Genomic DNA, 25,211 nt, shown 5'->3' on the forward strand with positions numbered 1-25,211 from the left:
GTTAAATGACAAAACCCGCCGGAGCGGGTTCTGCCGTGACGCGGATGTTAAACCGAGAGCTCAACCAACAACTTGTTCAAACGGCGCACGTAGGCAGCCGGATCTTTCAAGCTGTCGCCGGCCGCCAGCGCAGCCTGGTCGAACAGGATGTGGGACAGATCGCCGAAGCGGTCTTCATTCTGCTCGTTGTCCAGTTTGCCGATCAGCGGGTGCGACGGGTTGAATTCGAAGATCGGCTTGGAGTCCGGCACCTTCTGACCGCTCGCTTCCAGGATCTGACGCATCTGCAGACCCAAGTCCTGCTCGCCAATTGCCAGAATCGCCGGCGAATCGGTCAGGCGGTGGGAAACCCGCACTTCACTGACGGCATCACCCAGCGCGGTTTTCAGGCGCTCGATCAGGCCTTCCTTGTCCTTGGCGACTTCTTCCTGGGCTTTCTTGTCCTCTTCGGAATCAAGCTTGCCCAGGTCCAGGTCACCGCGTGCCACGTCGACGAAACCCTTGCCGTTGAAGTCGCTCAGGTAGCTCATCAGCCACTCGTCGATACGGTCGGTCATCAACAGCACTTCAATGCCTTTCTTGCGGAAGACTTCAAGGTGCGGGCTGTTCTTGACCTGCGCGTAGCTTTCGCCAGTGAGGAAATAGATCTTGTCCTGACCTTCCTTGGCGCGCGACAGGTAGTCGGCCAACGAAACGCTCTGCTCGCCGCTGTCGTCGGAGGTCGACGCGAAGCGCAGCAGGCCGGCGATCTTCTCTTTATTGGCGAAGTCTTCGGCCGGGCCTTCTTTCAGCACCTGACCAAAGTTTTTCCAGAAGCCTTTGTATTCTTCCGGCTGGTTTTTCGCCAGCTTCTCCAGCATGTCCAGCACGCGCTTGGTCAGCGCGGACTTCATCGAATCGATGATCGGGTCTTTCTGCAGGATTTCACGGGACACGTTCAGCGACAGGTCGTTGGAGTCGACCACGCCCTTGATGAAGCGCAGGTACAGCGGCAGGAACGATTCGGCCTGGTCCATGACGAACACACGCTGCACGTACAGCTTCAGGCCGCGCGGTGCTTCGCGCTGGTACAGGTCGAACGGCGCGCGGGCCGGCACGTACAGCAGTGAGCTGTATTCCAGCTTGCCTTCGACCTTGTTGTGGCTCCAGCTCAGCGGGTTCTCGAAATCATGGGCGATGTGCTTGTAGAACTCCTGGTACTCCTCGTCCTTGACCTCGGTACGAGGACGGGTCCACAGCGCGCTGGCGCGGTTGACGGTTTCCCACTCTTCGACAGGCTCGGCGTCGCCTTCGACGGGCGCCTGCTCTTTCGGCAACTGGATCGGCAGGGCGATGTGGTCGGAGTACTTCTTGATGATGTTGCGCAGACGATAGCCGTCAGCGAACTCATCTTCGGCACTCTTGAGGTGCAGCACGATGCGTGTACCGCGATCGGCTTTCTCGAGGGTAGCGACTTCGAACTCGCCCTCGCCTTTCGAGGACCAGTGCACACCTTCGCTGGCGGGCAGGCCGGCGCGACGGGTGAACACTTCGACCTGGTCGGCCACGATGAACGCGGAATAGAAACCGACACCGAACTGACCGATCAGGTGGGAATCTTTCTTCTGATCACCGGACAGGTTCTTCATGAAGTCGGCGGTGCCGGACTTGGCGATGGTGCCCAGATGAGTGATGACATCTTCGCGGCTCATGCCGATGCCGTTGTCTTCCAGGGTGACGGTCTTGGCGTCCTTGTCGTAGCTGACACGGATCTTCAGCTCGGCGCCGCCTTCCAGCAGCTCAGGCTTGGACAGCGCCTCGAAGCGCAGCTTGTCCACCGCGTCAGACGCGTTGGAGATCAGCTCGCGAAGGAAGATTTCCTTGTTCGAGTACAGCGAATGGATCATGAGGTGCAGCAGCTGCTTCACCTCGGTCTGGAAGCCCAGGGTTTCCTTTTGAGTTTCCACACTCATGGTCATCAAACTCCAATCAGTCCACACAAATAGGGGTAGCTGCTCGAAACGCCGAGGGCGGCTCCGAGCAACGGGTTGTCATCAAGGTGGGGGCTGGAGAGGCAATTTCAAGGGACGGGCTTGCTGTCGGTGAAGAATCTTCCTCCTCGGAAAATCTTCAGGCCGCAGATATGTTTCCTGACGACGGCACATAAGCGAGTGATCACCTCTGCTCGGCTGAGTTGTTACGCCACTGAGACGCTTATGTATTTATCCCGCCGGTACATGGAACTAACCTTATAACCAAAGGCTCGAAGGCACGTTGATGACCAATAAGGAGAAACACCCATGCGTAAATCTTTAGCTATTGCCCTCATGCTTTCTGCCACTCTGGGCCTCGCCGCCTGTGACAAAAAATCCGAAGATAAACAGCAAGATGCAAACAAGGCTGCCGAGCAGTCGCAAGAATCGATGCAAAAAGCGCAAGACAAAGTGAACGACGCTGCCAAAGAAAGTCAGGAAGCCGCTCAAAAGAACGCTGAAGCCGCTCAAGAGCGCGCGAAAGAAGCGAACCAGGCAGCACCTGCAACTAAGCAGTAAGTTTCCAGAGTTTCAAAAAACAAAGCCCGCATTTAGCGGGCTTTGCTTTGTGTATCAAATAATCAACTCTGCTTCAGAATGATCGGCGCATTGCTTTCACAGCGCGCCGACCTGCCTCCTCAGGCCAGCGCTTCGCCGCGCTTGCCCAGCACGCGATCCACCACGAACGCGGCGAACAGCGTGATCAGGGACGGGATCAGCCAGGCCAGGCCTTGCTCGCTCAGCGGCAGATGAGCCAGCGCATCCGGCAGGTACACACCCAGCGCAGAACCCTTGACCGCATCGACTGCACCGATCAGGAACGCCACCAGCATGACCGGCGCGACGACCCGCCCCTGCTCATGCCAGAAATCTTTGCAGAAGCTCAACGCCACCAGCGCAATACACGGCGGATAGATTGCGGTCAGCACCGGAATAGAGAACTGGATCAGCTTGGTCAGGCCCAGGTTGGAGACCAACAGCGAAAACGCCGCCAGTAGGATCACCAGCGTCTTGTAGGAGAGCGGCAGCACGCGGCTGAAATACTCGGCGCAGGCGCAGGTCAGGCCAACCGCGGTCACCAGACAGGCCAGCGAGATCAGCACGGCGAGGAAGCTGCTGCCCAGGGTGCCGAAGGTATGCTGGACGTACGCGTGCAACACGGCGGCGCCATTGGTTGCACCGGCGGCAACGGCATGGCTGTCCGAGCCCAGACGGAACAGGCTGATGTAGACCAGCGCCAGACCGACACCGGCGATCAGGCCGGCAATGATGGCGTAGCGAGTGATTAACCGAGGTGACTCGACACCGCGCGAGCGAATCGCGTTGACGATGACGATGCCGAAAACCAGCGCGCCCAGGGTGTCCATGGTCAGGTAGCCGTTGATGAATCCCTGGGAAAACGGCGCCGCGACATAGGCAGGTTCGGCGATGCCGACCTCCCCTGCCGGCAGGACAAACGCGGCGATGCCGAGGATGGCCAGAGCGATGATCTTCAGCGGCGCGAGGAAACGGCCCACGGTGTCGAGCAATCGGCCCGGATAAAGAGAGATCCAGAACACCAGCACGAAATAGACCAGGCTGTAGAGGAACAGCGCGAGCGGGCTTTCACCGGTCAGCGGGGCCAGGCCGACTTCAAACGACACCGTCGCAGTGCGCGGCGTGGCGAACAGCGGGCCCACGGACAGGTAGCAGACGGCGGCCAGAACAGTCCCGGCGACCTTGCCGATCGGACTGCTCAACGCGTCCATCGCGCCGCCGACCTTGGCAAGCGCGATGACGGTCACCACCGGAAGGCCGACTGCCGTGACCAGAAAGCCCAGAGCGGCCATCCATACGTTGGGGCCGGCCTGAAGGCCTACGATCGGGGGGAAGATGATATTGCCGGCGCCGACGAACAGCGCAAATGTCATGAAACCCAGTGCCAGAATGTCCTGGCCTTTCAACACTTTCATTAAGGAAACCACACTGCTGAATCGGAATTGAGAAGAGGATTTCCCTGAGGGTGGGGGAAATGCTGCCCGCCCTTTTAAGACAGACCCTGAGCGCGCCGCCACTCCTTGTGGGAGCCGACTGCACAAAACGGCGGGTAGCCTACCCTATTTGGCGCACCGATACAGGGCGGTGCGACCGCTGAACGCACGTTCGTGTCGCATATCAGAAATGTCTTACAGGATTAGGGCCATAGGCATCCGCTCAGACCAGCGGGTCAGGCCCCTGCACGATCCATTGCAGGAGCGCGCTTTCCCGCGAACTGCGCTGGATCATCTTACGGGTGTGATGCTGACCCTCCGCGTTCGCCAGCAAGCCGGCTCCTACGATTTGTTAGCGCGGGTGGCCTTAGAGCGGACACTGAAATCGCCTGCCCACTGGCAAACCGAGACGCCAGAAACGCAAAAGCCACCCGAAGGTGGCTTTTGTTGATCAGGCAGTAAGACGAGGGCGATTAAGCCTTCTTCACTTCCCAACCGGTCAGCTCAGCCAGGGCTTTGCCGATGTCTGCCAGCGAACGCACGGTTTTGACGCCTGCGTCTTGCAGTGCAGCGAATTTCTCGTCTGCAGTGCCTTTGCCGCCAGAGATGATCGCGCCCGCATGGCCCATGCGCTTGCCCGGAGGAGCAGTCACACCAGCGATGTAGGAAACGACTGGCTTGGTCACGTGTGCCTTGATGTAGGCAGCCGCTTCTTCTTCAGCCGAACCGCCGATCTCGCCGATCATGACGATCGCTTCGGTCTTCGGGTCATCCTGGAACAGCTTGAGGATATCGATGAAGTTCGAACCCGGAATCGGGTCACCACCGATGCCGACGCAAGTCGACTGACCGAAACCTGCGTCAGTGGTCTGCTTCACAGCTTCGTAAGTCAGGGTGCCGGAACGCGACACGATACCGACTTTGCCTGGCAAGTGAATGTGACCTGGCATGATGCCAATCTTGCACTCGCCCGGCGTGATGACGCCTGGGCAGTTAGGGCCGATCAGGACCACACCCAGTTCGTCACACTTGACCTTGGCTTCGAGCATGTCGATGGTCGGGATGCCTTCGGTGATGCAGACGATCAGCTTGATGCCGCCGAACGCTGCTTCAAGGATGGAATCCTTGCAGAACGGAGCCGGAACGTAGATGACCGATGCGGTTGCGCCGGTTTTTTCCACTGCTTCGGACACAGTGTTGAACACTGGCAGGTTCAGGTGCGTGGTGCCGCCCTTGCCTGGGGTCACGCCGCCAACCATTTTGGTGCCGTAGGCAATGGCTTGCTCGGAGTGGAAGGTACCCTGGGAGCCGGTGAAGCCCTGGCAGATAACCTTGGTGTCTTTATTGATCAGGACGCTCATTATTTGCCCTCCGCAGCTTTGACGACTTGTTGAGCAGCGTCGGTCAGGCTGGTAGCTGCGATGATGTTCAAGCCGCTTTCTGCCAGTACTTTAGCGCCCAGCTCAGCGTTGTTGCCTTCAAGGCGAACAACCACCGGGATTTTCACGCCGACTTCTTTCACGGCGCCAATGATGCCTTCGGCAATCATGTCGCAACGAACGATACCGCCGAAGATGTTGACCAGCACTGCCGCGACATTGGTGTCGGACAGGATGATCTTGAACGCTTCGGTAACGCGTTCCTTGGTAGCGCCGCCGCCTACGTCGAGGAAGTTCGCTGGCTTGCCGCCGTGCAGGTTGACGATGTCCATGGTGCCCATGGCCAGACCGGCACCGTTGACCATGCAGCCGATGTTGCCTTCCAGTGCCACGTAGTTCAGTTCGAACTTGGCAGCGTGGGCTTCACGTGGGTCATCTTGCGATGGGTCGTGGAAAGCCTTCAGCTTGGGCTGACGGTACATGGCGTTGGCGTCGATGTTGATCTTGGCGTCGAGGCAGTGCAGATCGCCGTCAGCCTTGATCACCAGCGGGTTCACTTCCAGCAGGGCCAGGTCGTGGTCCTGGAACAGCTTGGCCAGACCGGTGAAGATCTTGGCGAACTGAGTGACCTGCTTGCCTTCCAGACCCAGCTGGAATGCCAGATCGCGACCCTGGAATGGCTGAGCGCCAACCAGTGGATCGATGGTGGCTTTGAGAATCTTCTCAGGCGTGTCGTGAGCGATTTTCTCGATGTCCACGCCACCTTCGGTGGAGGCCATGAACACGATACGACGGCTCGAACGATCGACTACAGCGCCCAGGTACAGCTCTTTGGCGATGTCAGTGCACGATTCAACCAGGATCTTGGTGACCGGCTGACCGTTGGCATCAGTCTGGTAAGTGACCAGACGCTTGCCCAGCCACTGTTGAGCGAACGCAGCGGCGTCTTCCTTGCTGCGAACCAGCTTGACGCCGCCCGCTTTACCGCGACCGCCTGCGTGAACCTGGGCTTTGACGACCCACTCGGTTCCGCCGATCTTGTCGCAGGCTTCTGCTGCTGCTTCCGGGGTGTCTACTGCATAGCCCTTGGATACTGGCAGGCCGTATTCAGCAAACAGCTGCTTACCCTGATACTCGTGAAGATTCATGCTTATTACCGTCTTCGTTAGGTACTGCGCATTCGGTGCTGCTCGTCAAAGCGTGCCGCACCACCTGTGACCGCTTCTCCCGGAGAACGCAAATCAGGCATGAAGCCTGTCCTGCGCTGCCGGGAGTTCGAGTCCAACGGACCTTCCGCGGTAAGCCCTGCGAGCAGGGCCTACGACGGGCGGACCGTCGTGGTTATCTTTAGCGTTTTTTCTTGTTCTGAATGTGGATGGCGCCGCCATTCACAGCCAGTGCCGCTTCGTGCAGCGCTTCGGACAGCGTCGGGTGGGAGAAGACCATCATGCCGATGTCTTCGGCACTGGTGCCGAACTCCATACCGATCGCGCCCTGCTGTACCAGCTCTGCAGCGCCAGGACCAATGACGTGTACACCCAGTACACGGTCAGTCTTGGCATCGGCGATGACCTTGACGAAACCACCGGTGTCATTGGCTGCCATTGCACGGCCACTGGCCGCGAACGGGAACTGACCGACGTTGACTTCCACGCCCTCGGCCTTGAGCGTCTGCTCGGTTTTGCCGACCCAGGCGATTTCCGGGTGGGTGTAGATAACCGACGGGATCAGGTCGTAATTCATCTGGGTCTTGTGACCCTTGATGCGCTCGACAACCATGATGCCTTCTTCGGATGCCTTGTGCGCCAGCATCAGACCACGAACCACGTCACCGATCGCGTACACGCCAGGAACGCTGGTCTCGCACTGCTCGTTGACGAAGATGAAACCGCGCTCGTCGATGTCGACGCCGCTGTCGGCAGCCAGCAGCTCGGTGGTCACCGGACGACGGCCCACGGCCACGATCACGCGGTCGAAGGTGATGTTCTGCTCGCCGTCCTTATCGGTGTAGGTCACGACGACTTCGTCGCCATTGACCTTGGAACCGGTGACGCGTGCGCCCAGCTTGATGTCCAGACCCTGCTTGGTGAAGGTCTTCTGCGCTTCCTTGGCGACGGCTTCGTCAGCGGCCGGCAGGAATTTCTCCAGCGCCTCGAGCACCGTCACTTTGGCGCCCAGGCGAGCCCAGACCGAACCCAGTTCCAGACCGATGACACCGGCGCCGATGACGCACAGGCGCTCAGGCACTGCCGGGAATTCCAGGGCGCCTGTCGAATCTACGATGGTGACCTGATTGACCGGAGCCGGCGGGATGTCGATCGGACGCGAACCGGAGGCCAGAATGATGTTCTCGGCTTCGATGACTTCGGTGGTGCCGTCTGGCTTGGTCAGCTCGACTTTCTTGCCGGCCAGCAGTTTGCCGTGGCCTTGCAGGGAAGTGACGCCGTTGGCTTTGAACAGGCTGGCAACGCCGCCGGTCAGGCCTTTGACGATCTGCGCCTTGCGGCCGATCATGGCAGCGATGTCCATTTTCAGGTCGCTGAGCGAGATACCGTGAACACCGAACTGGTTCTTGGCTTCGTAGAATTTCCAGGAGCTGTCCAGCAGCGCCTTGGACGGGATGCAGCCCACGTTCAGGCAGGTACCGCCGAGGGCCAGCTTGCCCTCTTTATCCTGATACTTCTCGATGCAGGCAGTCGTGAGACCGAGTTGCGCGGCCTTGATAGCGGCCACGTAGCCGCCAGGGCCAGCGCCAATCACTACCACGTCGAATTTCTGGGACATAGAAAAGAGTTCCTCTTTAGCTGCGAGCTTTAAGCCACAAGCTGCAAGCTGATCCGTGATGCTTTACAGACGAGTTGCAGCCTGTTCATTAGGTTGTTGCGACGACCCAAGCGTCGGCGCCAGGCTGCTGTAACTTGCAGCGTGACGCTTGCGGCTTGCAGCAGTCCTTGAATCAGATGTCCAGCAACAGACGCGCCGGGTCTTCCAGCAGGTTCTTGATGGTCACCAGGAACGTTACGGCTTCTTTGCCGTCGATCAGGCGGTGATCGTAGGACAGCGCCAGATACATCATCGGACGGATGACGACCTGACCGTTGATCGCCATAGGACGCTGCAGAATATTGTGCATGCCCAGGATGGCCGCTTGCGGCGGGTTGACGATCGGGGTCGACATCATCGAACCGAAAGTACCACCGTTGGTGATGGTGAAGGTACCGCCAGTCATCTCGTCGATGGAGAGCTTACCGTCACGGGCTTTCTTGCCGAAGGTGGCGATGCCGCCTTCGATTTCAGCCAGGCTCATCTGCTCGGCGTTGCGCAGCACCGGAACCACCAGGCCGCGATCACTCGACACGGCAACGCCGACGTCGGCATAACCGTGGTAGACGATGTCGGTGCCGTCGATCGAGGCGTTGACGGCCGGGTAGCGTTTCAGCGCTTCGGTCGCTGCCTTGACGAAGAACGACATGAAGCCCAGGCGTACGCCGTTGTGGGACTTCTCGAACAGGTCCTTGTACTTCGAGCGCAGCGCCATGACTTCGGTCATGTCGACTTCGTTGAAGGTGGTCAGCATCGCCATGTTCGACTGAGCTTCGACCAGACGCTCGGCAACCTTGGCGCGCAGACGGGTCATCGGCACGCGCTTCTCGGTGCGGTCGCCAACGGCAGCCACAGGAGCAGCGGCGGCAGCAGGCTTGGCGGCAGGTGCAGCGGCCGGAGCGGACTTCTTCGCTTCGATGGCAGCAACAACATCTTCCTTGGTCACACGGCCGTCTTTGCCAGTGCCTTTGACGCTGGACAGGTTGATGCCGTTTTCTTCGGCCAGCTTGCGGGCAGCGGGAGCGCCAATGGCGTCTTCGTCACCAGAAGCAGCGGCAGGTGCAGCGGCAGCCTGGGCAGGTGCAGCAGCGGCAGCCGGCGCTGGAGCCGATGCAGCGGCAGCAGGAGCGGCAGCAGCGCTGCCCTCTTCGATCGAGCCCAGCAGCTGGTTCGACAGGACAGTGGCGCCCTCTTCGGCAACGATTGCGCCCAGTACGCCGTCAGCTTCGGCCAATACTTCCAGCACGACCTTGTCGGTTTCGATATCAACGATCAGGTCATCACGCTTGACGGCGTCGCCCGGTTTTTTGTGCCATGTGGCAACGGTGCCGTCGGCAACGGATTCCGGGAAAGAGGGGGCTTTGATCTCAATAGCCATTATCTGTAATTCCTTTAATTCGGTTTCTAGTGCGCGAAGGCGTTAAACGGAGAACGCGTCTTTCAGCAGTTTTTCCTGCTGTTCAGCGTGCATCGAAGCGTATCCACAAGCGGGTGCAGCGGAAGCATCACGGCCGGCGTACTCGAGAACGAGGTTGCGGTTGTGGTTGCCGATGCTGCGGCGCAGGTGGTGCTGACTGCTGTACCAGGCGCCCTGGTTCATCGGTTCTTCCTGACACCAGACCACGTTGGTCAGGTTGGTGTACGACGCAATCGCGTCCATCAGGTCGTCTTCCGGGAACGGATAGAGCTGCTCGAGACGCACGATGGCGATGTCTTCGCGGCCTTCGGCACGGCGTTTTTCCAGCAGGTCGTAGTAGACCTTGCCGCTGCACAGCACCAGACGCGTGACTTTCGCGGCGTCGAGGGTGTCGATTTCCGGAATGACCGTCTGGAACGAGCCATGGGCCAGATCTTCCAGGGTCGACACGGCCAGCTTGTGGCGCAGCAACGACTTTGGCGTCAACACGATCAACGGCTTGCGCAGCGGACGGATTACCTGACGGCGCAGCAGATGGTAGATCTGAGCCGGAGTGGTCGGTACGCAGACCTGGATGTTGTGCTCGGCGCACAATTGCAGGTAACGCTCAAGACGTGCCGATGAGTGCTCCGGGCCCTGCCCTTCGTAGCCATGGGGCAACAACATGGTCAGACCACACAGACGGCCCCACTTGTGCTCGCCACTGGTGATGAACTGGTCGATCACGACCTGTGCACCGTTGGCAAAGTCACCGAACTGGGCTTCCCAGATCACCAGCGCATTGGGCTGAGTGGTCGAGTAACCGTATTCAAACGCCAGCACGGCTTCTTCCGACAGGAACGAGTCGTACAGGTCAAAACGAGGCTGACCGGCGTACAGGTTCTGCAGAGGCACATAAGTCGCGCCGTCTTTCTGGTTGTGCAGCACGGCGTGACGGTGCGAGAACGTACCGCGGCCGACGTCCTGGCCAGTGATGCGCACCTGATGGCCTTCAAACGCCAGCGTGGCGTAGGCCATGGTTTCGGCGTAACCCCAGTTGATCGGAAGGCCACCGACTTGCATCTTCTGGCGGTCTTCGTAGATTTTCTGGACCTGACGCTGAACCACAAAACCTTCCGGCACTTCCATCAGCTTGGCTGACAGTTCCTGCAGGGTCTTGAGATCGAAACTGGTGTCATGACGTGCGGTCCACGCGTGACCCAGGTACGGACGCCAATCGACGAACAATTCCTTGTTCGGCTCCTTGACCAGGCTTTTGACAACGTGCATGCCGTTGTCCAGCGCGTTGCGGTACTCGTCTACCTTGGCCTGAGCGGCTTCGGCGTTGAGGATGCCGGCGGTGGCCAGCGCATCGGCATACAGCTCACGGGTGGTGCGCTGCTTGGCGATCTGCTGGTACATCAGCGGCTGGGTGCCACTTGGCTCATCGGCTTCGTTGTGGCCGCGACGACGGTAGCAGACCAGATCGATGACCACGTCACGCTTGAACTGCATGCGGTAGTCGATGGCCAGCTGGGTCACGAACAACACGGCCTCCGGATCATCGCCATTCACATGGAGGATCGGCGCCTGAATCATCTTGGCAACGTCGGTCGCGTACTCGGTGGAGCGCGAGTCTTCCTGCTTGCTGATGGTGAAGCCGACCTGGTTGTTGATCACGATGTGAATCGTGCCGCCCGTCTTGAAGCCGCGGGTCTGCGACATCTGGAAGGTTTCCAGCACCACACCCTGACCGGCGAACGCAGCATCACCGTGAATCGAGATCGGCAGCACTTTCTCGCCAGTGGCGTCGTTACGACGGTCCTGACGGGCACGCACCGAACCTTCGACCACAGGGGAAACGATTTCCAGGTGGGACGGGTTGAACGCCATCGCCAGGTGGACTTCGCCGCCGGTGGTCATCACGTTGGACGAGAACCCCTGGTGATACTTGACGTCACCGGAACCCAGCTCGACCTTCTTCTTGCCTTCGAACTCGTCGAACAGGTCGCGCGGGTTCTTGCCGAAGGTGTTGACCAGCACGTTGAGACGGCCACGGTGGGCCATGCCGATGACAACTTCCTTGGTGCCGTAGGAACCGGAGCGCTGAATCAGCTCGTCGAGCATCGGAATCAGGCTTTCGCCGCCTTCCAGACCGAAACGCTTGGTGCCCGGGTATTTGGTGCCCAGGTACTTTTCCAGCCCCTCGCCCGCTGTCACACGCTCGAGCAGGTGGCTCTTGATGTCGGCGGAATAGGCAGGACGTCCACGCACGCTTTCGAGGCGCTGCATGAACCAGTTGCGCTGGTTGGAATCGACGATGTGCGTGAACTCGGCGCCGATGGTGCGGCAATATGTCTGCTGCAACGCTTCGACGATTTCGCGTAGGCTCGCTTCTTCCTTGCCGATGAACAGGTCGCCGGCACGGAATGTGGTATCGAGGTCAGCGTTGGTCAAACCGTAATGGTTGATCGACAGGTCAGCTGGCGCAGTACGCTTCCACAGACCCAGAGGATCGAGTTGCGCACCCTGATGGCCGCGCATACGGAATGCCTGGATAAGTCGCAGCACTTCAACTTGCTTCTTTTCATGCTCGCTGCTCACGCTGCCGGCAGAGACCGGTTGGGCGCGGCGCTGGTTTTTCCCCAGCAACACAAAATGATCGCGAACCGTAGAGTGCGATACATCGGTGGCAGTGCTGCCGTCAGCCGGCAACGTCTGAAAATAGGTGCGCCACTCTTCTGGCACAGCGTTAGGGTCGTGCAGGTAGAGCTCGTAGAGCTCTTCCACATAGGCAGCGTTACCACCGGAAAGGTGGGCGCTGTTCCACATGCGCTGCATCACGCTTTCTTGCATGCTTGGTCACCCTCGATTAGGGGACACCATCGGCGTCGATGCCAGCGCAAACTTGAAAAGTCCATGTGCAGCGACTTCAAGTCACTAGGGATCACGCAGATAGTCCGGGTACCAGCCCGGATGCCCCTGCTGGTTTCATTTCTTCAAAATAAGAGCTGAAGCCATACGACAACTGCTCAGGTTAAAACTACGGCGCCGGTTGAAGCCTGCGCCGTAGCGTTTACGGGTGCTGCAGTAGCGGGTGCTGCGGTGTTACAGATGCGGCAAACTCAGACACCGCTTGTGAGCAACATGTTGCGCACGTGACCGATGGCCTTGGTTGGGTTCAGGCCTTTCGGGCAGACGTTGACGCAGTTCATGATGCCCCGGCAGCGGAAAACACTGAACGGATCATCCATCGACGCCAGACGCTCCTGCGTCCGGGTGTCACGGCTGTCAGCCAGGAAACGATAGGCTTGCAGGATTGCAGCAGGACCCAGGAACTTGTCGGGGTTCCACCAGAAGGACGGGCAGGACGTCGAGCAGCAAGCGCACAGAATGCACTCGTACAGGCCGTCGAGTTTCTCCCGCTCTTCCGGGGTCTGCAGACGTTCGATGGCCGGAGCCGGCGTGTCGTTCTGCAGGAATGGCTTCACCTTCTCGTACTGCTTGTAGAAGATGCTCATGTCGACGGCGAGGTCACGGATGACCGGCAGGCCAGGCAGCGGGCGAACCACCAGCTTGTTGCCCTTGACCACGGCCGACAGCGGCGTGATGCAGGCCAGACCGTTCTTGCCGTTGATGTTCATGCCATCGGAACCGCACACGCCTTCGCGGCACGAACGACGGTACGAGAAGCCTTCGTCCTGCTCTTTGACCAGAGCCAGGACGTCCAGCACCATCAGGTCTTTGCCACCGGTGTCGACCTGGAAATCCTGCATGAACGGCGCGGCGTCCTGATCAGGGTTGTAGCGATACACACTGACTTGCAACATGGCGGTCACCCTTAATAAGTCCGAATCTTAGGTTCAAAAGTCGGAACAGTTTTTGGCGAGAAGTTCACGGCACGCTTGGCTACGCGCTTTTCACCCGGGAAGTACAGGGTGTGGCACAGCCAGTTCTCGTCGTCGCGATCTTCGAAGTCTTCGCGGGCATGAGCGCCACGGGACTCCTTGCGATGCTCCGCGGCGATCGCCGTTGCTTCAGCGACTTCCAGCAGGTTCTGCAGCTCCAGCGCTTCGATCCGGGCGGTGTTGAACGCCTGGCTCTTGTCGTTGATCTTGACACTGGCAATGCGCGTGCGCAGGTCAGCCAGCTGAGCAATGCCCTTCTGCATGTATTCGCCGGTACGGAACACACCGAAGTAGTTCTGCATGCAGCTTTGCAGTTCTTTGCGCAGGGTGGCGACGTCTTCGCCCTCGGTACGCGAGTTCAGGCCATTGAGGCGAGCCAGCGCGACATCAATGTCGGTCTCGGAAGCGCGACGGTAGTCGACGCCTTCGTTGAGCGCCTGCTCCAGGTGCAGACCGGCAGCACGACCGAACACCACCAGATCGAGCAGCGAGTTGCCGCCCAGACGGTTGGCGCCGTGAACCGATACGCACGCCACTTCACCGACCGCGAACAGGCCCGGAATAATGGTGTCGACGCCGGCGGCGTCCTGTGTGATCGCCTGACCATGAATATTGGTGGCAACGCCGCCCATCATGTAGTGGCAGGTCGGTACGACAGGGATTGGCGCAACGGCCGGATCGACGTGAGCGAAGGTCTTGGACAGTTCCATGATCCCTGGCAGACGACTGTGCAGCACTTCTTCACCGAGGTGATCGAGCTTGAGCATCACGTGGTCGCCGTCAGGACCGCAACCATTGCCGGCGATGATCTCTTTCACCATTGAGCGAGCCACAACGTCACGACCGGCGAGGTCCTTGGCGTTTGGCGCATAGCGCTCCATGAAACGCTCGCCGTGCTTGTTGATCAGGTAACCGCCTTCACCACGGCAGCCTTCAGTGACCAGTACACCTGCGCCAGCGATGCCGGTCGGGTGGAACTGCCACATTTCGATGTCCTGAACCGGGACACCTGCCCGCAACGCCATGCCCACGCCGTCGCCGGTGTTGATCAGTGCGTTGGTGGTGGAGGAGTAGATACGGCCGGCACCGCCGGTGGCCAGTACAGTCGCGTCGGCGCGGATGTAAGAGGTTTCACCGGTTTCGATGCAGATGGCGATGATGCCGACGAACGCGCCGTCCTGGTTTTTCACCAGATCAACTGCGTAGTACTCGTTGAGGAATACGGTGCCGGCTTTCAGGTTGGCCTGATACAGGGTGTGGAGCAGCGCGTGACCGGTACGGTCGGCAGCCGCACAGGTACGTGCAGCCTGACCGCCCTTGCCGAAGTCTTTCGACTGGCCGCCGAACGGGCGCTGGTAGATGCGGCCCTGCTCGGTACGGGAAAACGGCAGACCCATGTGCTCGAGCTCGAACACGGCTTCCGGGCCAACGGAACACATGTATTCGATAGCGTCCTGGTCACCGATGTAGTCGGAGCCCTTGACGGTGTCGTACATGTGCCAGCGCCAGTCATCGTTCGGATCGGCCGAAGCGATTGCGCAGGTGATGCCACCCTGAGCGGAAACGGTGTGGGAGCGAGTCGGGAAGACCTTGGTGACGACAGCGGTCTTGTGACCGCCCTGAGCCAGCTGCAGTGCGGCACGCATGCCTGCGCCACCGCCGCCAATGATAATGGCGTCGAATGAAAGCGAATTGATGTTAGCCATGAATCAGATACCCCAAAGAATCTGCACACCCCAGACGAAGTAAGCGAACATCGCAATGCCGCACACCGCCTGGAACAGGAAACGCACCGCCGTCGCGGACTTACCCAACGCCATCGGCGTCAGGTAGTCAGTCGCGATGGTCCACATGCCAACCCAGGTGTGAGCCGCCAGTGCAACAAGGGCCAACAGACTGAAGATGCGCATTGCGTTATGGGAGAACAGCGCGTGCCACGTGGCGTATTCGAGGCCAGGGTGCGCGATCAGGTACCCGATCAGGAAAATGAAATAAGCCGCGAGTACGACGGCGGAGACGCGTTGCGCCATCCAGTCATACAGGCCCGAACGAGAAAGGTTGGTGACGTTGGTTACCATATCCACACTCCTGCCAGAACGATCACCACCACAGACACGGCGATAACGATCTTAGAGCCCAGCTTGCCGCCTTCCAGCGTCTCGCCGATGCCCGAGTCCATGATCAGATGACGGACACCCGCCACCAGGTGATACAGCAGTGCGGACAGAAGAGCCCAGATCACGAACTTGGCCAGCGGACTGGTCAGCCCCGCTTTCACCGACGCGAAGCCTTCCTCGGAGTCGAGCGACAGGTCCAATGCATAAAGCATGATGGCAATGCCGACGAAGAGGATGACACCGGAAATACGGTGAAGGATGGACGTGTAAGCAGTGATAGGGAGTTTGATGGTCCTTAGGTCTAGGTTTACAGGTCGTTGGCTTTTCACGGCTTTTTTTCACACTGAAGAGCCCTAACACTCAGGGCAAGTTGTTGGGAAGTGTACTGGTCAGGTACCCACTACCCAGGAAGTGACCAACCCCGTTGAATCGGGCCTGAAAGCCCCTGGCGGTCGGACGCCGAGTATAGACAGTTAGCCAACTAATGACAACGCGCAGACCCTGTCCCAAGGGTGGATTGCTTTAGCCCGATAATTGGCGTAAATGGCCCGTAATTTCGACGAAAACCATGGGTTAAAGCCTTCTGCCACAAGACTTTTGGCAAATTGACTTTAGAATTTATCTCACTATAGTGATGCGGGCCCTGCGTGGGGGGTCTGTCTGATGATTTGAAGCATAATTAGGAGGCCACATGGCTGATAAAAAAGCGCAGTTGATCATCGAGGGCGCAGCCCCCGTCGAGCTGCCCATTCTGACCGGCACCGTTGGTCCCGATGTTATCGACGTACGCGGCCTGACTGCCACCGGACGCTTCACATTCGACCCAGGCTTCATGTCCACCGCTTCATGCGAATCGAAGATCACCTACATCGACGGTGACAACGGCATTCTCCTGCATCGCGGCTACCCGATCGAACAGCTGGCCGAGCAATCGGACTACCTGGAAACCTGCTACCTGCTGCTTAACGGCGAACTGCCAACCGCCGAGCAAAAGGCCGAATTCGTCGTCACCGTGAAGAATCACACCATGGTGCACGAGCAACTCAAGACCTTCTTCAACGGTTTCCGTCGCGACGCCCACCCGATGGCCGTCATGTGTGGCGTGGTCGGTGCTCTCTCGGCGTTCTACCACGATTCCCTGGACATCAATAACCCGCAGCACCGGGAAATCTCCGCGATCCGCCTGGTCGCCAAGATGCCGACACTGGCCGCGATGGTTTACAAGTACTCCATGGGTCAACCCATGATGTACCCGCGCAACGACCTCAGCTACGCCGAAAACTTCCTGCACATGATGTTCAACACGCCGTGCGAGATCAAACCGATCAGCCCGACGCTGGCGAAGGCCATGGACCGGATCTTCATCCTCCACGCCGACCACGAACAGAACGCCTCGACGTCCACCGTGCGCATGGCAGGTTCGTCGGGCGCCAACCCGTTCGCCTGCATCGCAGCGGGTATCGCCGCACTCTGGGGTCCTGCCCACGGTGGCGCGAACGAAGCCGTGCTGACCATGCTCGATGAGATTGGCGATGTGTCCAACATCGACACCTACATCGCCAAGGCCAAAGACAAGAACGATCCGTTCAAGCTGATGGGCTTCGGTCACCGGGTTTACAAGAACCGCGACCCGCGCGCCACCGTGATGAAACAGACCTGCGACGAAGTCCTGCGCGAGTTGGGCATCACCAACGACCCGCAGCTCGAACTGGCCATGCGTCTCGAAGAGATCGCCCTGACCGATCCTTATTTCATCGAACGCTCGCTGTACCCGAACGTCGACTTCTACTCAGGCATCATCCTCAAGGCAATCGGCATCCCGACCAGTATGTTCACCGTGATTTTCGCCCTGGCGCGAACCGTCGGCTGGATCTCTCACTGGAAGGAAATGCTCTCCAGCCCTTACAAGATCGGCCGTCCACGCCAGCTGTATACCGGTGAAGTGTCCCGCGACATCGTTCCGCTGGCCGAGCGCAAGTAACTCGACAGCAACCGCGAAGACGCAAAAAAAGGCTGCCCTCGGGCAGCCTTTTTGGTGTGTGGCTTTAGCGTCGCAAGCGGAACCGATCAGTTCTTCTCGGCTCGTTCCTTCAGCGCTTTAAGCGTGTTGAACGGCGCATCCACCACGAACTTGTTCGCCAGCCAGGAGGGCACGCTGCCGCCAGGCTCGGTGTGCACCTGATAGGTGACCTCGGTCAGGTTGTCGCCCTTGGGCACGAACTTCCAGAACCCCTCAACCTGCGCCACCCGCACAAACCCCTTCTCTTCCGGGATGTACTTGGGCTCGCCTTCCAGCTCGCGGGTGACGCTGCCATCTGCGCCTTCCACCGTCGTCACCTTCAGCACCGAATCCCGGGGCGTGACCGGCCACGGCGTGTTGAACTGGGAATAGGTCCAGGTCTTGTCGCCCTCGTGTTTAAGGATCTTCTGCAGCTTGCACTCGTGGATCCACGCGCAGGCGGCGGCCACGTCTTCCTGCAACGCCTTGAGCTTGCCAATACCCGCCTTGATGGTCGTCACGCCCTGATAGGCCTTGTACTGCGAACCGGGCACCTCGCTGAGCGAGACTTTGATACCGTCCTCGTTCTTCGCGACTTTCCACTCCTCAGCCTGGGCTGAAGCCGCCACCCATACAGTCAATCCCAATCCGAAAGCAAAGCGGTACAGCGAACTCATAGGTTGTTCCTTATTGTTGAAGTTCAGTCGTACCCCGGCCGCGATTCACGCCACCGAAGTCATCTTTTCCCACCAGCCAATCAGACGAATCGCATCCTCGGGGCCAGTGCCACACACCTCAGGCTCAGCTGAAAACTGACCACACACCGCCGGTCTCCCCGGCTGCCCGAATATGCCGCAGAGCATGTCCACCGACAAATGCAGACAGCGCATGCCCGCAGGTTTGCCGTTGGGCATGCCGGGTATCGGTGAGGTAATGGACGGCGCGATGCAGCAAGCGCCGCAGCCTGGACGGCATTCCATGAAAAGAACCTGTGAGGCAGTGAGGACGATGGCCGGATCTTACGCGCTAAAACACACGTTTGAAAATCTGGCGACGGGACAGCGTAATAGGTGCATCACTTCTTAAATGTGAAATCCAGTGCGGCGCCTTCCACGTCCTTGCGCGCCTCGTTGCGCAACTGGAGGTCCATTTCGTTGCTCAGCAGACGGCCTTGCATCTGGAAGTCCGGGTCGGCGTTCGCATCAGGGAACATCTTGGGCAGCAACGGCTTGGCGCCCGGGGACTGGGCTCTGGACTTCGACGCCGCGGTGATCACATTAGCCGGCGGGGTCAGTTGTTTGACCATCTCGGGCGGCAGGCTAAGGTCCAGCGGGACTTTGTTCAGCTTGGTTTCCTTGACCACCTGAGACGCCGATTTGCTCTTGCTGACCACCGGGGCACGCCGGGCGACTTCGGCATTATCCGCTTTAAGCTTGGCGGATTTGGCGTTGGCGCCTGGGGCCCTATCCTCGGCAGTTTTGACATCGGTGACTGTCCGCGGCGCTCCACCCGATGCCTTGCCCGACGCAACAACCGGCACGGTCGTGATATTCGGCGTTAGTGCATGGACCGCTGGAGCGTCCGCAGCAGGCTTGTCCGCCAGCGCAGGAGCGGGCTCGGGCTCTGAGGCGGGCTTCGCTGCTTTAGCAGCTTCGGCTGGCGCAGCGGTACCCGCAGCAGGCGCAGAGGCGGTGGCTTTCGCCGGTGGAGCGGGCGTCTTATCGGCATCACAGGCGCTCAGCAACACCAGCAACATCACACTTATACAACGCAGTGATTTCATAGTCTGAACGGCAGTCAGTAAGACAGGGACCATATGCTGGCCCTTTGCACGGCGGCTGACAAGCTGGCTTGTCCGCCTCCCCCGATAGTATTGAAAGCTGGTGACATTACGAGTTCACCAGGATTGCCCGGCATCCTGGCATAACTGCTTGGCCAGCATGCCCACGGTCATCAACGCCCTCTCCGCTTCACGGTTCCACGGCAGCCCGCAGTTCAGGCGAATGCAATGGTTGAACTGCTCGGTGTTACTGAAGATCAGGCCCGGCGCGATGCTGATGCCCTGCTCCAGCGCGCGCACGTGCAACTCCTGGGTGTTCACCCGTCCCGGCAGACTGATCCACAGAATGAACCCGCCCGCAGGCCGGCTGATCTGCGTGCCTTCGGGAAACATCTGCTGCACCGCCAGTTGAAACGCGCTGAGATTCTTGCGGTGCTCCTGACGGATAAAGCGTAAGTGCCGGTCATACCCGCCGTTTTCAAGGTAGGACGCTACTGCCATCTGCGTCACGCTGCACGCTGAGTGGGTGCTGAAGGTTTGCAGGCGCTGGATTTCCGCCTGGTATTTCCCGGCAATCATCCAGCCGATTCGCACCCCCGGCGACAGGGTCTTGGAGAAGCTGGAGCAGTAGATGACATGGCCCAGCCGGTCGAAGGCCTTTAACGCTTTGGTCTTGTTCTGCTCGTACATCAACTCGCCGTAGATGTCGTCCTCGATGATCTGAATGTCAAAGTCCGACGCCAGGCGCAGCAGGTGTTTCTGCCGCTCTTCCGGCATCGTGCTGCCCAGCGGATTGCTCAGACGCGACGTCATCACCAGCGCCTTGATCGACCACTGATTGGCCGCCAGTTGCAGCGCTTCCAGACTGATACCGGTGTTGGGGTCGCTGGGGATTTCGATGACTTTCAGGCCGAGCAGATCGGCCAGTTGCAGCAGGCCGTAGTACGTCGGGGATTCTGCCGCGATCAGGTCGCCCGGGCTGGTCAGCACCCGCAGCGACATCTGCAGCGCATCGACGCAGCCGTGGGTGATCACCACTTCCGAGGGATCGATTACCACGCCGGCGTCGCGCATGCGAATGGCCACCTGCCGACGCAGCGGCTCGAAGCCGGGGCTGAACATGTAATTGAACGCCCGAGGGCTCTGAAAGCGGGTGACCTTGGCCAGTTGCTGATGCAACGCGCGCAGGGGTAAGTAATCGATATGCGGCACCGCAGCGCCGAATGCGAACACCCCTTCCCGCCGGGCCTCGACCAATACCTGTTGAATGATGCTGGCGCGGGTGACCAGGCCGGGGCGCTCCACCCGAGCAATATCGGGGGTCGCCGCGGTGAGGGCCGGGGTTTGATGGACGTAGTAACCGGACTGCGGCCGCGCGCGGATCAACCCCTGATCTTCAAGGTTGGCGTAGGCCTGCAGGACGGTGGCATGACTGACGTTGAGCTGGGAGCTCATCTTGCGCACCGAGGGCACGCGCTCGCCTGGCTGATACACGCCCCGGCGAATGTCTTCGGCCAGCTGCTGGGCGATGCGTTGGTACAGCAACAGACTGGTCATTTCGCGTCCCTCGATCCCATGCTCTGATCATGTGTGCGGCGATCAACATGGAAGGATCACCGGAACAGTTCAGAAGTGTACGGTGACAGTTCCTGTTCCGGCTAGAGGGTGCGTTGTTTGAATAGTGAGATTGACTGCCTGGATAGGTTCTGTAGGAGCCGGCTTGCTGGCGAATCCGGCAGATCACGCGTCCTCTATGGCGTGTGATCAAATGCGTTCGCCAGCAAGCCGGCTCCTACAGACTGCGCGGCCGCAAAACCCTGCAAGGCCGACAAAAACACGACACGTTGAAAAGCCAGGCCGGCGCTGCCATTCCTCTCAACGGGGCGGGCTGAGGTGGCCCTTGTCGTCCGAGAAGACAATTTCCACACGGCGGTTCTGTGCACGACCGCTTTCGGAAGTGTTTGCGTCCACCGGGTACTGATCGCCGTAACCTTCGACCTGAATGCGGTCTTCCTCGATGCCCAGATCAGACAGCACGTCAGCGACGGACTGTGCCCGGTCTTTCGACAGCGCGAGGTTTTCCTGAGCGTCGCCGGTGCTGTCGGTATAGCCCTCGATCCGCACCACGCGCTTGGGATTGAATTGCAGGAACTGCACGACCTTCAGCACCGTGCGATTGGCCGAGCTTTTCAGTTCGGCGCGGCCGGTATCAAAGAGCATGTCGCCGAGTGTCATCACCAAACCGCGCTCGTTCTGCTGCGTCGACAGGCTGATCACTTGATCTTCGGCCCACTTGCCCTGTTGCTGCGCGCCGGCCAGCTTGGCTTCACGCAAGGCCAATTGCAGGCGTTGACGTTCCAGCTCCAGTCGCGCGAGCTTTTCCTGATTCAGCAGCAGCTTGCTGTGCTCCCGGGCGATCGCGCTGTAGCGGCTGCTCAGGTACGCGTAATGACTGACGTCGTCAGCGCTGCCGATATAGCTCGACAGGCGCTCGGCCCGGCCCAGCAGCTCGCCGGCGCGAATCACATCCTTCGGCGCGCTGCGCAAGACGTTGGTGTCTTCCTTGACCTTCTGGTAATCGGCAATGGCGCCCTGCAACGCCTGGTCACTGTTCTGATGGCCGGCGCAGCCGGCAAGACCGGCACTGGCCAGCAACAGGCCGACACTGAGGCTTCGCGCAACGGTATTCATTGGCCAGCCCCCAACTGCTTGCGCAGACGCTCGAGGCGGGTGTTGACCTGAGCCACCTGCGCTTCGCTCTTCTGCGTCAGCACACGGGCTTCGGCCAGACGCGCGTCCAGCTCGGCCTGTTCCGCCTGCATGCGTGCATCCTTGTAGGACTTGTCCGCGATGTCGGCGCGGGCCTGGGTCAGCTTCGTCTGCGCTGTCACCAGGTCCGGCTCTTCATCGGTAGCGCCGACCGCTGTGGCCTGGGCGACAGCCTGCTCGGTGAGTTTGAGTTGTTCGGTGGGCGCCGGGTCGTTGGCACAGCCGACGAGGGCGGCGAGCACGACAGCGGCGAATACAGGCTGGATTTTCAAAAGAAAGCTCAAAACACATTCCTACTGATGGAGGGCGCTACCGGACTGCTGCAACTGAATTTTCCACAGGTCCAGATTGCGCGTGACGGCTTCACTGGCGCGACCGGAAGCCGCCAATTCTGTCATTTTTTTCGCCAGCTGTCCGCGCAGCCATGGATCGTTGCAGGCAGAGTTGAACGACAGCGCCAGATAAAAGCCCGGGCGATCGAGGGGCATGGGCTGGGTTTGCAGGTCTTTGGCGATGTCCAGCGCCTGGGTCACTGCCATCCCCGCATAGCGACCGGCAAGGACGAACTCGACCTGCCCTGCCGCCAGTGTCTGAAAAGCCTGAGGGAGACTGGCCTGCTTCTCCAGCTTCAAGTGCGCCTTGATCGCCTCATCGAACCCAACGGTTACCCGGGTCTTTTCAGACATGGCGCCGGGATGGCTCTGCAGATCGGCCAGCGAATTGAAGGGCTGCTCATGGCCGTTTCGAGTCCAGACCATGATTTCGTTCTGGGCGATGGGCGGATGGACGAAATCCAGGGATTCCAGCTCGGCGCTGTTGAGTGGCGTGTCCGCCAGCATGTCCATGCGCCCGCTGCGCACTTCTTCCAGTGCCTGACTGCGCTTGCCGCCATACAGCAGCTCGACCTTGACGCCGATCTGCTGCGCGACCTCCTTGAGTAGGTCGGCATTGGCGCCCATCAGGTGTTTCGGGTCCTGGGGGTCGCGCCACAGGTACGGCGGCGCGTCCGGGCTGCCGGTGACGATCAACCGGTCACACTTGCCCGCCGACCAAGCCAGCGACGGCAGCAACAGCAACCCGCCCAGCAGTGAAGCCAGCGTCTGCTTTGGCGACAACATGACAACGTCCTTTTTGAGCCCATAAAAAACCCCGCCAGCTCCGACTGCTTCGGCGCTGACTCATCGAATGAACGATGATCAGCGCTGGCGGCAGCCCGAACGAACGGGTTCTCTTTATAAGTCAGGGAAGTGGATTAGACCAGCTTCTCCAACTCGGGGATCGCTTCGAACAGATCCGCCACGAGGCCATAATCGGCGACCTGGAAGATCGGCGCTTCTTCGTCCTTGTTGATCGCAACGATCACTTTGGAGTCCTTCATGCCGGCCAGATGCTGGATCGCGCCGGAAATGCCGACCGCGATGTACAGCTGCGGCGCGACGATCTTGCCGGTCTGCCCGACCTGCATGTCGTTGGGCACGAAGCCTGCGTCGACGGCCGCACGGGAAGCACCAACGGCCGCACCCAGCTTGTCAGCCAGGGTGTACAGGTGCTTGAAGTTGCCGCCGTTCTGCATGCCGCGGCCGCCGGACACGACGATCTTGGCAGCGGTCAGCTCAGGACGGTCGGACTTGGCCAGCTCTTCGCTGACGAAGGACGACTTGCCGGCGTCATGGGCTGCGCTGACGGCTTCAATCGAAGCAGAACCGCCCTCGGCCGCCACCGCGTCAAAGCCGGTCGCACGAACCGTGATGACTTTCACGGCAGCCGACGACTGAACGGTCGAAATAGCGTTACCCGCATAGATCGGGCGCTTGAAGGTGTCACCGCTTTCCACCGAGATGATCTCGGAGATCTGATCGACGTCCAGGTGCGCCGCGACACGCGGCAGGATGTTCTTGCCATTGGAAGTCGCAGCGGCCAGCACATGGCTGTAAGCCGAAGCCAGCTCGACAACCAGCGGGGCAACGTTTTCGGGCAGCTGGTGCTCGTAGGCGGCGTTGTCAGCCACGAGGACCTTGGACACGCCTGCGATTTTTGCAGCTGCTTCGCCGACGGCAGCGATGTTATGACCGGCGACCAGAACGTGGATGTCACCACCGATTTTTGCGGCAGCGGCAACGGTATTCAGAGTGGCGGGAGCGATTGCGCCGTTTTCGTGCTCAGCGATAACCAGGGTCGTCATCAGATCACCTTCGCTTCGTTTTTCAGTTTATCAACCAGTTCAGCAACCGACTTGACCTTGATGCCTGCGCTGCGGGCAGCCGGGGCTTCAACTTTCAGGGTCTTGTTGGTGGACGCCGTCGAAACACCCAACGCATCAGGCGTCAGCACTTCGAGGGGCTTCTTCTTGGCTTTCATGATGTTTGGCAGCGACGCGTAGCGCGGCTCGTTCAGACGCAGGTCGGTGGTGACGATGGCCGGCAGCCTGAGGGAGACGGTCTGCGCGCCGGCGTCGATTTCACGGGTGACGTTGACGCTGTCGCCGGACACCTCGACTTTGGAGGCGAAGGTGCCCTGGGCATAACCGCTCAGCGCAGCCAGCATCTGGCCGGTCTGGTTGTTGTCACTGTCGATCGCCTGCTTGCCGAGAATGACCAGCTGCGGCTGCTCTTTATCGACAACGGCCTTGAGCAACTTGGCCACGGCCAGGGAGGTCAGTTCGTCAGCGGATTCCACGAGGATGGCGCGATCGGCACCCAGTGCCAGCGCGGTACGCAGTTGCTCCTGAGCGGTGGTCGGGCCGATGGAAACGACAACGATCTCGGTCGCAACGCCTTTCTCTTTCAGGCGGACGGCTTCTTCTACCGCGATTTCGCAGAAGGGGTTCATCGACATTTTAACGTTGGCGAGATCGACGCCGGAGTTGTCCGCTTTGACGCGAACCTTGACGTTGTAGTCGACCACTCGTTTGACAGCTACAAGAACCTTCATGGATTCCTCGTTTCTCTCCGGTGAAAAGAAATCGCCAGGCCTTGCCCGGCGATGGGTACTCGTCAGTGTAAAGAACACCTGTGAAAACAACGTATTCGCGGTTGCTGAATGCTCATGTCAGCAAAAG

22 protein-coding genes are annotated in these 25,211 nt (G+C 59.7%); 2 read left to right on the plus strand and 20 right to left on the minus strand.

Annotation, left to right across the window (positions count from 1 at the left end; genetic code table 11):
- Positions 1-47: 47 nt before the first annotated feature.
- Complete coding sequence (htpG, locus tag EC919_RS04500) at positions 48-1,952, minus strand: molecular chaperone HtpG (RefSeq protein WP_133771620.1); 1,905 nt, start codon at positions 1,950-1,952, stop codon at positions 48-50.
- Positions 1,953-2,279: 327 nt separating this feature from the next.
- Here htpG and EC919_RS04505 point away from each other — a divergent pair, with 327 nt between their 5' ends.
- Positions 2,280-2,531 (plus strand): hypothetical protein, encoded by a 252-nt coding sequence (locus tag EC919_RS04505; RefSeq protein ID WP_065986299.1) that lies wholly within the window; start codon positions 2,280-2,282, stop codon positions 2,529-2,531.
- Between the two features lie 119 nt (positions 2,532-2,650).
- Here EC919_RS04505 and brnQ read toward each other — a convergent pair whose 3' ends face one another.
- The 10 genes from brnQ to sdhC form a co-directional block, all read right to left on the minus strand.
- Positions 2,651-3,964, minus strand: coding sequence for a branched-chain amino acid transport system II carrier protein (gene brnQ / locus EC919_RS04510; protein ID WP_133771622.1), 1,314 nt, complete (start codon positions 3,962-3,964; stop codon positions 2,651-2,653).
- A gap of 491 nt (positions 3,965-4,455) precedes the next feature.
- Entirely contained in the window at positions 4,456-5,343 is an 888-nt protein-coding gene (gene sucD / locus EC919_RS04515; protein ID WP_133771624.1) for a succinate--CoA ligase subunit alpha, read from the minus strand.
- On the minus strand, positions 5,343-6,509 hold the full coding sequence (sucC, locus tag EC919_RS04520) for an ADP-forming succinate--CoA ligase subunit beta (RefSeq protein ID WP_004882574.1): 1,167 nt from the start codon (positions 6,507-6,509) through the stop codon (positions 5,343-5,345). Before sucC ends, sucD begins: the two co-directional genes overlap by 1 nt.
- Positions 6,510-6,708: 199 nt before the next feature.
- The gene (gene lpdA, locus EC919_RS04525; RefSeq protein ID WP_122538408.1) at positions 6,709-8,145 is read right to left on the minus strand and encodes a dihydrolipoyl dehydrogenase; all 1,437 of its coding nucleotides are present in this window, start codon (positions 8,143-8,145) and stop codon (positions 6,709-6,711) included.
- Positions 8,146-8,317: 172 nt separating this feature from the next.
- Positions 8,318-9,562, minus strand: a complete 1,245-nt coding sequence (gene odhB / locus EC919_RS04530) for a 2-oxoglutarate dehydrogenase complex dihydrolipoyllysine-residue succinyltransferase (RefSeq protein ID WP_133771626.1) — start codon at positions 9,560-9,562, stop codon at positions 8,318-8,320.
- Positions 9,563-9,604: 42 nt separating this feature from the next.
- Positions 9,605-12,436: a 2-oxoglutarate dehydrogenase E1 component gene (locus EC919_RS04535; protein ID WP_065986295.1), complete on the minus strand. Its 2,832-nt coding sequence runs from the start codon at positions 12,434-12,436 to the stop codon at positions 9,605-9,607.
- Between the two features lie 269 nt (positions 12,437-12,705).
- Positions 12,706-13,410, minus strand: coding sequence for a succinate dehydrogenase iron-sulfur subunit (locus EC919_RS04540; RefSeq protein WP_133771628.1), 705 nt, complete (start codon positions 13,408-13,410; stop codon positions 12,706-12,708).
- Positions 13,411-13,421: 11 nt separating this feature from the next.
- The gene (gene sdhA / locus EC919_RS04545) at positions 13,422-15,194 is read right to left on the minus strand and encodes a succinate dehydrogenase flavoprotein subunit (RefSeq protein WP_133771630.1); all 1,773 of its coding nucleotides are present in this window, start codon (positions 15,192-15,194) and stop codon (positions 13,422-13,424) included.
- 3 nt (positions 15,195-15,197) lie between these two features.
- Complete coding sequence (gene sdhD, locus EC919_RS04550; RefSeq protein WP_133771632.1) at positions 15,198-15,566, minus strand: succinate dehydrogenase, hydrophobic membrane anchor protein; 369 nt, start codon at positions 15,564-15,566, stop codon at positions 15,198-15,200.
- Positions 15,560-15,934 (minus strand): succinate dehydrogenase, cytochrome b556 subunit, encoded by a 375-nt coding sequence (gene sdhC / locus EC919_RS04555; RefSeq protein WP_133771634.1) that lies wholly within the window; start codon positions 15,932-15,934, stop codon positions 15,560-15,562. Before sdhC ends, sdhD begins: the two co-directional genes overlap by 7 nt.
- Positions 15,935-16,296: 362 nt before the next feature.
- Here sdhC and gltA point away from each other — a divergent pair, with 362 nt between their 5' ends.
- Complete coding sequence (gene gltA / locus EC919_RS04560; RefSeq protein WP_037009384.1) at positions 16,297-17,586, plus strand: citrate synthase; 1,290 nt, start codon at positions 16,297-16,299, stop codon at positions 17,584-17,586.
- Between the two features lie 86 nt (positions 17,587-17,672).
- Here gltA and EC919_RS04565 read toward each other — a convergent pair whose 3' ends face one another.
- From EC919_RS04565 to EC919_RS04605, 9 genes are all read right to left on the minus strand, one after another.
- The gene (locus EC919_RS04565) at positions 17,673-18,281 is read right to left on the minus strand and encodes an START domain-containing protein (protein ID WP_133771636.1); all 609 of its coding nucleotides are present in this window, start codon (positions 18,279-18,281) and stop codon (positions 17,673-17,675) included.
- A 45-nt stretch (positions 18,282-18,326) separates the two neighbouring features.
- Complete coding sequence (locus EC919_RS04570; protein ID WP_133771638.1) at positions 18,327-18,584, minus strand: YkgJ family cysteine cluster protein; 258 nt, start codon at positions 18,582-18,584, stop codon at positions 18,327-18,329.
- A 95-nt stretch (positions 18,585-18,679) separates the two neighbouring features.
- Positions 18,680-19,387, minus strand: a complete 708-nt coding sequence (locus EC919_RS04575; protein ID WP_133771641.1) for a translation initiation factor 2 — start codon at positions 19,385-19,387, stop codon at positions 18,680-18,682.
- 114 nt (positions 19,388-19,501) lie between these two features.
- Positions 19,502-20,941 (minus strand): PLP-dependent aminotransferase family protein, encoded by a 1,440-nt coding sequence (locus EC919_RS04580; RefSeq protein ID WP_122538388.1) that lies wholly within the window; start codon positions 20,939-20,941, stop codon positions 19,502-19,504.
- 318 nt (positions 20,942-21,259) lie between these two features.
- Positions 21,260-22,075, minus strand: coding sequence for an OmpA family protein (locus EC919_RS04585; RefSeq protein ID WP_133771643.1), 816 nt, complete (start codon positions 22,073-22,075; stop codon positions 21,260-21,262).
- Complete coding sequence (locus EC919_RS04590; protein ID WP_133771799.1) at positions 22,072-22,425, minus strand: DUF4398 domain-containing protein; 354 nt, start codon at positions 22,423-22,425, stop codon at positions 22,072-22,074. Before EC919_RS04590 ends, EC919_RS04585 begins: the two co-directional genes overlap by 4 nt.
- 21 nt (positions 22,426-22,446) lie before the next feature.
- Positions 22,447-23,268: a substrate-binding periplasmic protein gene (locus EC919_RS04595; protein ID WP_432213790.1), complete on the minus strand. Its 822-nt coding sequence runs from the start codon at positions 23,266-23,268 to the stop codon at positions 22,447-22,449.
- A 137-nt stretch (positions 23,269-23,405) separates the two neighbouring features.
- Positions 23,406-24,335, minus strand: a complete 930-nt coding sequence (locus EC919_RS04600; RefSeq protein WP_133771647.1) for an electron transfer flavoprotein subunit alpha/FixB family protein — start codon at positions 24,333-24,335, stop codon at positions 23,406-23,408.
- Positions 24,335-25,084 carry an electron transfer flavoprotein subunit beta/FixA family protein gene (locus EC919_RS04605; protein WP_133771649.1) on the minus strand — a complete coding sequence of 250 codons (750 nt, stop codon included), beginning with the start codon at positions 25,082-25,084 and terminating at the stop codon, positions 24,335-24,337. The genes EC919_RS04600 and EC919_RS04605 overlap by 1 nt, the downstream gene beginning before the upstream one ends.
- Between the last annotated feature and the right edge of the window lie 127 nt (positions 25,085-25,211).

The organism is Pseudomonas graminis, assembly GCF_004364335.1.
Classification (GTDB): Bacteria; Pseudomonadota; Gammaproteobacteria; order Pseudomonadales; family Pseudomonadaceae; genus Aquipseudomonas; species Aquipseudomonas graminis_D.

Excerpts from the sequence above, each read along its gene's own strand:
- EC919_RS04570 (WP_133771638.1), bottom strand. The coding sequence starts at position 18,584 with ATGGAATGCCGTCCAGGCTGCGGCGCTTGCTGCATCGCGCCGTCCATT.
- htpG (WP_133771620.1), bottom strand. The coding sequence starts at position 1,952 with ATGAGTGTGGAAACTCAAAAGGAAACCCTGGGCTTCCAGACCGAGGTG.
- sdhA (WP_133771630.1), bottom strand. The coding sequence starts at position 15,194 with ATGGCTAACATCAATTCGCTTTCATTCGACGCCATTATCATTGGCGGC.
- sucC (WP_004882574.1), bottom strand. The coding sequence starts at position 6,509 with ATGAATCTTCACGAGTATCAGGGTAAGCAGCTGTTTGCTGAATACGGC.
- sucD (WP_133771624.1), bottom strand. The coding sequence starts at position 5,343 with ATGAGCGTCCTGATCAATAAAGACACCAAGGTTATCTGCCAGGGCTTC.
- EC919_RS04585 (WP_133771643.1), bottom strand. The coding sequence starts at position 22,075 with ATGAATACCGTTGCGCGAAGCCTCAGTGTCGGCCTGTTGCTGGCCAGT.
- EC919_RS04605 (WP_133771649.1), bottom strand. The coding sequence starts at position 25,084 with ATGAAGGTTCTTGTAGCTGTCAAACGAGTGGTCGACTACAACGTCAAG.
- EC919_RS04505 (WP_065986299.1), top strand. The coding sequence starts at position 2,280 with ATGCGTAAATCTTTAGCTATTGCCCTCATGCTTTCTGCCACTCTGGGC.
- EC919_RS04565 (WP_133771636.1), bottom strand. The coding sequence starts at position 18,281 with ATGAGTTCGCTGTACCGCTTTGCTTTCGGATTGGGATTGACTGTATGG.
- lpdA (WP_122538408.1), bottom strand. The coding sequence starts at position 8,145 with ATGTCCCAGAAATTCGACGTGGTAGTGATTGGCGCTGGCCCTGGCGGC.
- sdhD (WP_133771632.1), bottom strand. The coding sequence starts at position 15,566 with ATGGTAACCAACGTCACCAACCTTTCTCGTTCGGGCCTGTATGACTGG.
- EC919_RS04580 (WP_122538388.1), bottom strand. The coding sequence starts at position 20,941 with ATGACCAGTCTGTTGCTGTACCAACGCATCGCCCAGCAGCTGGCCGAA.
- EC919_RS04600 (WP_133771647.1), bottom strand. The coding sequence starts at position 24,335 with ATGACGACCCTGGTTATCGCTGAGCACGAAAACGGCGCAATCGCTCCC.
- EC919_RS04575 (WP_133771641.1), bottom strand. The coding sequence starts at position 19,387 with ATGAAATCACTGCGTTGTATAAGTGTGATGTTGCTGGTGTTGCTGAGC.
- gltA (WP_037009384.1), top strand. The coding sequence starts at position 16,297 with ATGGCTGATAAAAAAGCGCAGTTGATCATCGAGGGCGCAGCCCCCGTC.
- EC919_RS04535 (WP_065986295.1), bottom strand. The coding sequence starts at position 12,436 with ATGCAAGAAAGCGTGATGCAGCGCATGTGGAACAGCGCCCACCTTTCC.
- odhB (WP_133771626.1), bottom strand. The coding sequence starts at position 9,562 with ATGGCTATTGAGATCAAAGCCCCCTCTTTCCCGGAATCCGTTGCCGAC.
- brnQ (WP_133771622.1), bottom strand. The coding sequence starts at position 3,964 with ATGAAAGTGTTGAAAGGCCAGGACATTCTGGCACTGGGTTTCATGACA.
- EC919_RS04540 (WP_133771628.1), bottom strand. The coding sequence starts at position 13,410 with ATGTTGCAAGTCAGTGTGTATCGCTACAACCCTGATCAGGACGCCGCG.